The sequence below is a fragment of the Propionispora hippei DSM 15287 genome, from assembly GCF_900141835.1.
GTDB lineage: Bacteria > Bacillota > Negativicutes > Propionisporales > Propionisporaceae > Propionispora > Propionispora hippei.
On sequence record NZ_FQZD01000016.1, the window covers coordinates 72,688 to 78,940 of the forward strand.

Below are 6,253 nucleotides of genomic sequence, written 5' to 3' on the forward strand. Positions count from 1 at the left end.
GGAATTGTTGAATGAGACCGTTTGACCCACTATTTATCATTGATGTTATACCCGGTTTATTGCCGTACCTATGGGTGACGTTGGCAGTCGTTGTAGGCTCGGTCGTGTTAGGTACCTTATTCGGCTTTGTACTTGCGGCTGCTAAATTAAGCAGCCGCAAGCTTTATCGACTGTTAGGCGATGGATATACCTGTGTAATACGTTGCACGCCGGCGGTCATTTTGCTGTTCATTGTTTTTTACGGTTTACCTAAATTCTTTCTGGAAGTATTCGACTACGATATTAACGAATTTAACAAAATATTTTTTGTGATTATTACTTTTACACTGCTTTTCGCCGCAGCCATCTCCGAGGTCATCCGTTCTGCTTATCTGGCTATTGACAAAGGACAGTATGAAGCGGCGGTCAGCGTAGGCTTGACACCCCTTCAGGCGTTTTACCGGATTGTACTGCCCCAGGGAACCATCATCGCGCTTCCTAACTTCACCAATTCCTTTATTACACTGTTGAAAGAAGGTGCGCTGGCTTACACCATCGGACTGATTGATTTACTGGGGTCTGGTAATTTGATCATAGCCCGAAATTACGGATCGTATGCTTTGGAAATATATCTTGCCCTGTCGGCTATTTATTGGGGCATGGCGATCTTATTTGAAAAAGCGCTGTTCGGGCTGGAAACCAGATTGTCACGCTATAAAAAGACAAGATCGGCTTAAGGGAGGGACTAAAGTGATATGGAATTGAATTATGATTTTATGGTACAAACTTTTCCGGCCATTCTTAAAGGCATCCCGGTTACCTTGGAAATTACTTTGGTCTCCCTGCTTGTGGCTGCACCGGTTAGTTTTTTTATGGCACTGATAAGAATCTATCAGGTCAACATACTTAGGCAATTAGTCAGAGTTTACGTATCCTTTGTCAGGGGCACGCCGATGGTATTGCAAATCCTGGTCATATACAGTCTGATGCCGAGTTTATTAAATTACCTGATTAAGAGCCTGGGTTGGGATTTTAATGTTTTTGAAATTGATCCTATTTGGTATGCCTACGTTGTTTTTACTTTAAATACGATAGCGCTTTTATCCGAGGTGTTTCGCTCGGCCCTGCTAAGTGTCAATGAAGGACAGATCGAGGCAGGCCTGTCAGTAGGGATGACGCTGCCCCAGATATACCGGAGAATTATTATTCCCCAGGCTATGGTAGCCGCCTTGCCTAATTTGTGTAATCTCGCTGTTAATCTGATTAAGAATACTTCTCTGGCCTTTCTGATGACTGTTAAGGATATTACGGCAACAGGAAAAATAGCCGCATCGTACGGCTATAATTATATTGAAGCCTATGTGGATGTGTTTGTTGTCTACTTAATACTGTGCACGCTTGTCCAACTGTTGTTTAGCTTTGCCGAAAAGCATGTAGGAGCGTTTCGTCAGTTAAAGTATAATTAAATATAAAACCCCTGTTTTGGTTAGGGTGTGTCTTCAAAATAACGGAATGATTCGTGGCGAGGGATTTTTGCGCCAGACGAGTAAAAATTTTGCAGGAATAGCGGCCCCTATTTCAAAAAATTTTAATGAAGTATGGCACAAAAAGCACCGCTAGAAATCGTTTCGGATAATTTGAAGACACACCCTAGGGTGTGTTGGTAAACTAACGGAATGTTTCAGATAGTTTGCCAACAAGCCCTAAGTCAAAACAGAGAGGTGATTGATTCGGAGCTGCCTTGCGGGCGGCTGTTTTTTTTGCAGCTCGCCTGTTTTGCGTTTCTTTATCACTTCCACTGACCGGTATAAGGGTTATAGTCGCAATAGGGAGAAGGAGCGTACCAGCTTTTGTCCGGATCGGTGCTCTGCGCAAGCGGCCGGCAGTCGCTGCAGGCATAGCGATATTCGCAGTCCCGGCATTTGATAATGGCATCCTTGGTCGTGTTCCAGGTCTCTTGCAGAACAGCGCCGGAGAGCACTTCCTGCAGCGGGTGGTTTAAAATATTGCCGGCTATTCGGTCACGGGCAAAAATGCAGGGCAGGACATCGCCGTCCGCGGTAATGGCGATTTTGCCCGTTAGGCAGCTATGGCTGAAGTGGGCCAGCCGGAAGCTGTCCCGGTCAGTATAAAAGGGCGGCCTGACCGGCGGACGGTGATAGTACTGGGGCAGCAGCCCGTCATCGTCGCCGCGGCCTGTGGGTCGGATGATATCAGGTACTGTGTCCGGCAGACCAAGCTCCCGGCAAAGCTGCACGATGTTTTGGGCTTCTGTTTCATTGGCTTTCATCAGGATGGACGCGATACGAAGAGGTATTTCGGCCGCCAGTATTTTCTTTATGGCCGTCAAGGTTTTGTCAAAGCTGCCCTGATTGCCGGTTACTCTGTCGTGGATATCGGCAGAGGCTGCATAAATTGTGGTTGCCAGATGCAGATTATGGTGCTTGAAAAAACGGATACAATCCTCATCAATGAGTGTGGCGTTGGTGAAAATTTCTATGTAGTCGTAGGCTTCCTCCCCGGCCTTGACGATCAATTCGCGCCACTTAGGGTAGAGCAGCGGTTCACCGCCAATCAACTGCAGCGCGGTGGCTCCCTGTTTCCGGGCCTCGCCGATTAACGACAGCCATCTTTCATGAGGTACACAACCCTGCTGGAGAGCAGGACTGCTGGCGGTATAGCAGTGGAGGCAGCGGTTGTTACAGCAGGAGGTAAGTTCCAGCCACAAGAAGTCCAGTGTCGCTGCCGGTACGGGTTCCGGCTGGGGAGCGGCAGCCGGCGGGTTCAGGGCGTAATAGCTTCCAAGGTTCCTCCGGGCGAGTGCGTCAAGAAAGCTCAGATATGGCCGGACCTCGGGGTCCTGCAGGTCCAGCAGAGTGTCCAGCGGCATTTGTTGGCAGGCTGTCAGCAGTTCTATTGCGCCGCGATTGATGGATAATACCTTGCCTGAACGAAAATCATAGATAGCCCCCCGGGCAGCCCCTTCTACCAGGGCGCAGTGAGACTTTAGGCGGTAGTACAAAGTCTCTTCCTCCCTTACCATTTTGGTGACGTATTATATGCGTCACCAGTAGCCGACGTTCCCAGGGGGGACGCTATGGGCTTTACTTGACTGGTAAATCGTGCTACAATATGGAAGAAACGTAACACTGGAGGATTGCCATGGAAGACAATGAATTGGTGCGCTTTGGCGTCTCCATGAACCGGGATTTGGTGGAGCAGTTTGATGAGTTAATCGTCCATCAGGGGTATAACAACCGTTCAGAGGCCCTGCGCGATCTGGTCAGGAAGGCGCTCATTGATCCTAATCAGCTTCGCTTGGATGAGCCGGTGGCTGGAACCATCGTGCTGGTCTATCATCATCATTTATCAGACGGTTTAACCGAACTGCAGCACCGCTTCCATCACGAGATTGTTTCGACTATGCATATTCATTTGAATGCACAGCAATGTCTTGAGATTATTGTGGTACGGGGCGTGCTTAAACGACTGAAGGAATTGCAGCAAAGCATCCAGGTCTTAAAACAGGTTGTTTACGCCGAACTGTCGGTTACACATCTGGAGCCGGAAGAGCCGCACAGTCATGAGTAAGGCTTAGCATATGTATAAGATGAGGTGAGGTTGTATGCATATACCTGACGGGTATTTAAGTCCATCTACCTGTGCCGTGTTTACCGCCGCCATGCTGCCTTTTTGGTACAGGGCGTCAGCGAAGCTGAAGGAAACGGTCGAGGCGGCTCAGGTCCCATTTATTGCGATGGGAGCTATTTTTGTTTTTCTGGTTATGATGTTCAATGTCCCGATTCCTGATGGAACTACCGCTCATGCGACTGGTGCTGCTCTGATGGCTATTGTATTTGGCCCGTGGATTGCGGTTATTGTCGTAAGCGTAGCGTTGTTTATCCAGGCGTTGGTATTTGGTGACGGAGGGATTCTGGCCTTTGGGGCTAACGCTTTTAATATGGCTGTAGTACTTCCCTTTGTCAGTTATTTTGTCTATATGACACTTAGCCGGAACGCAGCCTTGCATTCGATCCGGCGGATTTTCGCAGCCTCGGCGGCCGGTTATATCGGAATTAATGCGGCGGCATTCATGGCCTCACTGGAATTTGGCGTCCAGCCTATGCTGTTTCATACCCCTGACGGTACACCACTATACTGCCCGTACGGTTTAGCAGTGGCTGTGCCGGCTATGCTGTTTGCCCATTTGTTGGTGGCTGGTTTTGTTGAGGGAGCGGTTACCGGTCTTGCCTTAAAATACATATTGCGTGATTCGGCGCATTTTGTACTGACCCGGCTGCCTGGCCGTTCACCGGAGGAGGCCGGACATGGTTAAACGGTATATTTGGTTTTTAGTGGCTATGATACTGCTCACGCCGTTGGGGATGCTGGCTGAGGGAACTGCCTGGGGTGAGTGGGGTAGCGAGGAACTGCAGACCGTACTGGGCTATGTACCTCAAGGAGTAGTCAAGGTGGGCGGTCTGTGGAACGCGTGGCTGCCGGATTACAGCCTGGAAGCTTTAGGGACGGGGAAGGCCGGTGGGATTGCCGGCTATCTGTTATCGGCCATTATCGGCTCGCTGCTGAGTTACTGTATTGTCTTGCTGCTGGTAAAGCCGTTAGCGCAGCAATCTAAAGACCGCCGTAAAGTATAAAGCGCATACATAAAAGGAGATCGGGAAGCACAAGCTGCTTAGCCCGATCTCCTTTATTTTATTAGGTTTTTTTATTTAGTGTCTTGCAGGTAGTAGGAACGGACCGGTTTCAGATCGGCGGTGAACTCGTAGACCAGTGGGACACCTGTAGGAATTTCCACTGACATAATCTTGTCGGCGCTAATCTGATCAATGTGCTTAACCAGAGCGCGCAGGCTGTTGCCATGAGCGGCAACCAGCAGACAAAGACCCTGTTTGATTTTGGGTACCAGGCTTTCTTCCCAATAAGCGATAACCCGTTTTTCCGTATCCTTCAGTGATTCGGTAGCCGGCAATTGTTCCGTCGGGATATCCGCATAACGGGGGTCATGGCCGGGAAACATGGTGTCTTCCTTTTCCAGAGCCGGCGGGGCTATGTCATAACTGCGCCGCCAGATTCTGACCTGCTCATCGCCAAAAAGCTGGGCAGTTTCGGCTTTATTGCGGCCTTGCAGCGCACCATAATGACGTTCATTAAGCTGCCAGCTTTTATATTCGGGAATCCAAAGCTGGTCCATTTCCTCCAGCACAAAATGCATCGTTTTAATGGCCCGTTTTAAGCGGGAGGTAACGGCGGCGTCGAAGTGGTAATTTGCCGTACGTAATAGCTTTCCCGCATTGCAGGCTTCCGCTACTCCATCCTCCGTAAGGTCCACATCCATCCAGCCGGTAAAGCGATTGGTACGGTTCCATTCACTCTGGCCATGCCGGATAAACACAATTTTATACTTGTAATCGATCGAGGTTCCTTCTGACATAGTAAACACCTCCGAATCTATTTTTTAACCATATTCGATAATTAGGTGAATTTTACCTTTATACTGTGCCGTTTTTTGCCATAAACCGGTCTGACAAGGAACTGCTATGAATAGAGCCGTTTATATGGCAATAACTCTTAAAGGTAAGGTACAAATTAACATAATGTTACATATGATATTATGATCAACTAACTTTAAAGGCAGCAAGGTTTCGGGACGATAGCAATAATAGTGGATTGTGCTGTTCTCCGGCCCGGGCAGGAACATGTAAGGCTAAGGAACGTAGTATGATATGGACCGAATACTTTATATATGATTTACTTGCTGCGGCAATGCGCAACAAGCGTATTGTCATCTTTACCATTATTTTGAGGAGGGGTAGTTTTTGGACACCTTAGGGTTACAGCTTGAAAGAAATACAAGCGGGACGGTTGTGGCGGGTGCCAATGTGGTATTTGAAGATGTGATAAGTTCTTTTGGGGCCATAGCATATGACACGACAACAGGAATCATCACCATAAATAAAGCAGGAAGATTTTTTGTTAACTGGTGGGTAGCTACGCAGTCGAGCTTGGGGACACAAGGCGCGTCATTTTCTATCGTAACGTCTCAGGGCGATGCGTTACCAGGTGATTCACCTTTAAAGAATGGTGAAGTGGTTGGATTTGCTTTGTTCCAGGTCGAGGCTGCTCCTGTAACGGTAAGCCTGGAAAATACGACCTCGAATACTGTAATCTATTCCTTAACGACTCCAACGACTGCCTCTTTGGTATTAGGAGAAGTTTTGGAAGAGGATACAGGAGTAACGGGAGCGACCGGTAC

At 48.4% G+C, this 6,253-nt stretch carries 7 protein-coding genes and 1 pseudogene; 6 read left to right on the forward strand and 2 right to left on the reverse strand.

The genetic code is table 11. The annotated features are described in order from the left end of the window. Positions 1-11 precede the first annotated feature (11 nt). On the forward strand, positions 12-716 hold the full coding sequence (locus tag F3H20_RS11010; protein WP_149734983.1) for an amino acid ABC transporter permease: 705 nt from the start codon (positions 12-14) through the stop codon (positions 714-716). 18 nt (positions 717-734) lie between these two features. Next, positions 735-1,445, forward strand: a complete 711-nt coding sequence (locus tag F3H20_RS11015; RefSeq protein ID WP_149734984.1) for an amino acid ABC transporter permease — start codon at positions 735-737, stop codon at positions 1,443-1,445. Between the two features lie 323 nt (positions 1,446-1,768). On the opposite strand, the gene F3H20_RS11020 is transcribed toward F3H20_RS11015, so the two are convergent. Continuing rightward, positions 1,769-3,001: a radical SAM/SPASM domain-containing protein gene (locus tag F3H20_RS11020; RefSeq protein WP_149734985.1), complete on the reverse strand. Its 1,233-nt coding sequence runs from the start codon at positions 2,999-3,001 to the stop codon at positions 1,769-1,771. Positions 3,002-3,141: 140 nt separating this feature from the next. On the opposite strand from F3H20_RS11020, the gene nikR reads away from it, so the two are divergent. The 3 genes from nikR to F3H20_RS11035 are packed head-to-tail and all read left to right on the forward strand — an operon-like array spanning position 3,142 to position 4,634. After that, the gene (gene nikR, locus F3H20_RS11025) at positions 3,142-3,570 is read left to right on the forward strand and encodes a nickel-responsive transcriptional regulator NikR (RefSeq protein WP_149734986.1); all 429 of its coding nucleotides are present in this window, start codon (positions 3,142-3,144) and stop codon (positions 3,568-3,570) included. 34 nt (positions 3,571-3,604) lie between these two features. After that, on the forward strand, positions 3,605-4,315 hold the full coding sequence (cbiM, locus tag F3H20_RS11030) for a cobalt transporter CbiM (protein WP_149734987.1): 711 nt from the start codon (positions 3,605-3,607) through the stop codon (positions 4,313-4,315). Next, positions 4,308-4,634 carry a PDGLE domain-containing protein gene (locus F3H20_RS11035; protein ID WP_149734988.1) on the forward strand — a complete coding sequence of 109 codons (327 nt, stop codon included), beginning with the start codon at positions 4,308-4,310 and terminating at the stop codon, positions 4,632-4,634. Before cbiM ends, F3H20_RS11035 begins: the two co-directional genes overlap by 8 nt. Before the next feature lie 71 nt (positions 4,635-4,705). Here F3H20_RS11035 and gpmA read toward each other — a convergent pair whose 3' ends face one another. Next, positions 4,706-5,431: a 2,3-diphosphoglycerate-dependent phosphoglycerate mutase gene (gpmA, locus tag F3H20_RS11040; RefSeq protein ID WP_149734989.1), complete on the reverse strand. Its 726-nt coding sequence runs from the start codon at positions 5,429-5,431 to the stop codon at positions 4,706-4,708. 385 nt (positions 5,432-5,816) lie between these two features. Between gpmA and F3H20_RS11045 the strand changes: the two are divergent. Next, a pseudogene (locus F3H20_RS11045) lies at positions 5,817-6,253 on the forward strand (hypothetical protein); the annotation flags it as partial.

What these genes read in the sequence shown, in the direction of transcription:
- F3H20_RS11035 (WP_149734988.1), top strand. Translation starts at nt 4,308, where the DNA reads ATGGTTAAACGGTATATTTGGTTTTTAGTGGCTATGATACTGCTCACG.
- F3H20_RS11015 (WP_149734984.1), top strand. Translation starts at nt 735, where the DNA reads ATGGAATTGAATTATGATTTTATGGTACAAACTTTTCCGGCCATTCTT.
- nikR (WP_149734986.1), top strand. Translation starts at nt 3,142, where the DNA reads ATGGAAGACAATGAATTGGTGCGCTTTGGCGTCTCCATGAACCGGGAT.
- F3H20_RS11010 (WP_149734983.1), top strand. Translation starts at nt 12, where the DNA reads ATGAGACCGTTTGACCCACTATTTATCATTGATGTTATACCCGGTTTA.
- gpmA (WP_149734989.1), bottom strand. Translation starts at nt 5,431, where the DNA reads ATGTCAGAAGGAACCTCGATCGATTACAAGTATAAAATTGTGTTTATC.
- cbiM (WP_149734987.1), top strand. Translation starts at nt 3,605, where the DNA reads ATGCATATACCTGACGGGTATTTAAGTCCATCTACCTGTGCCGTGTTT.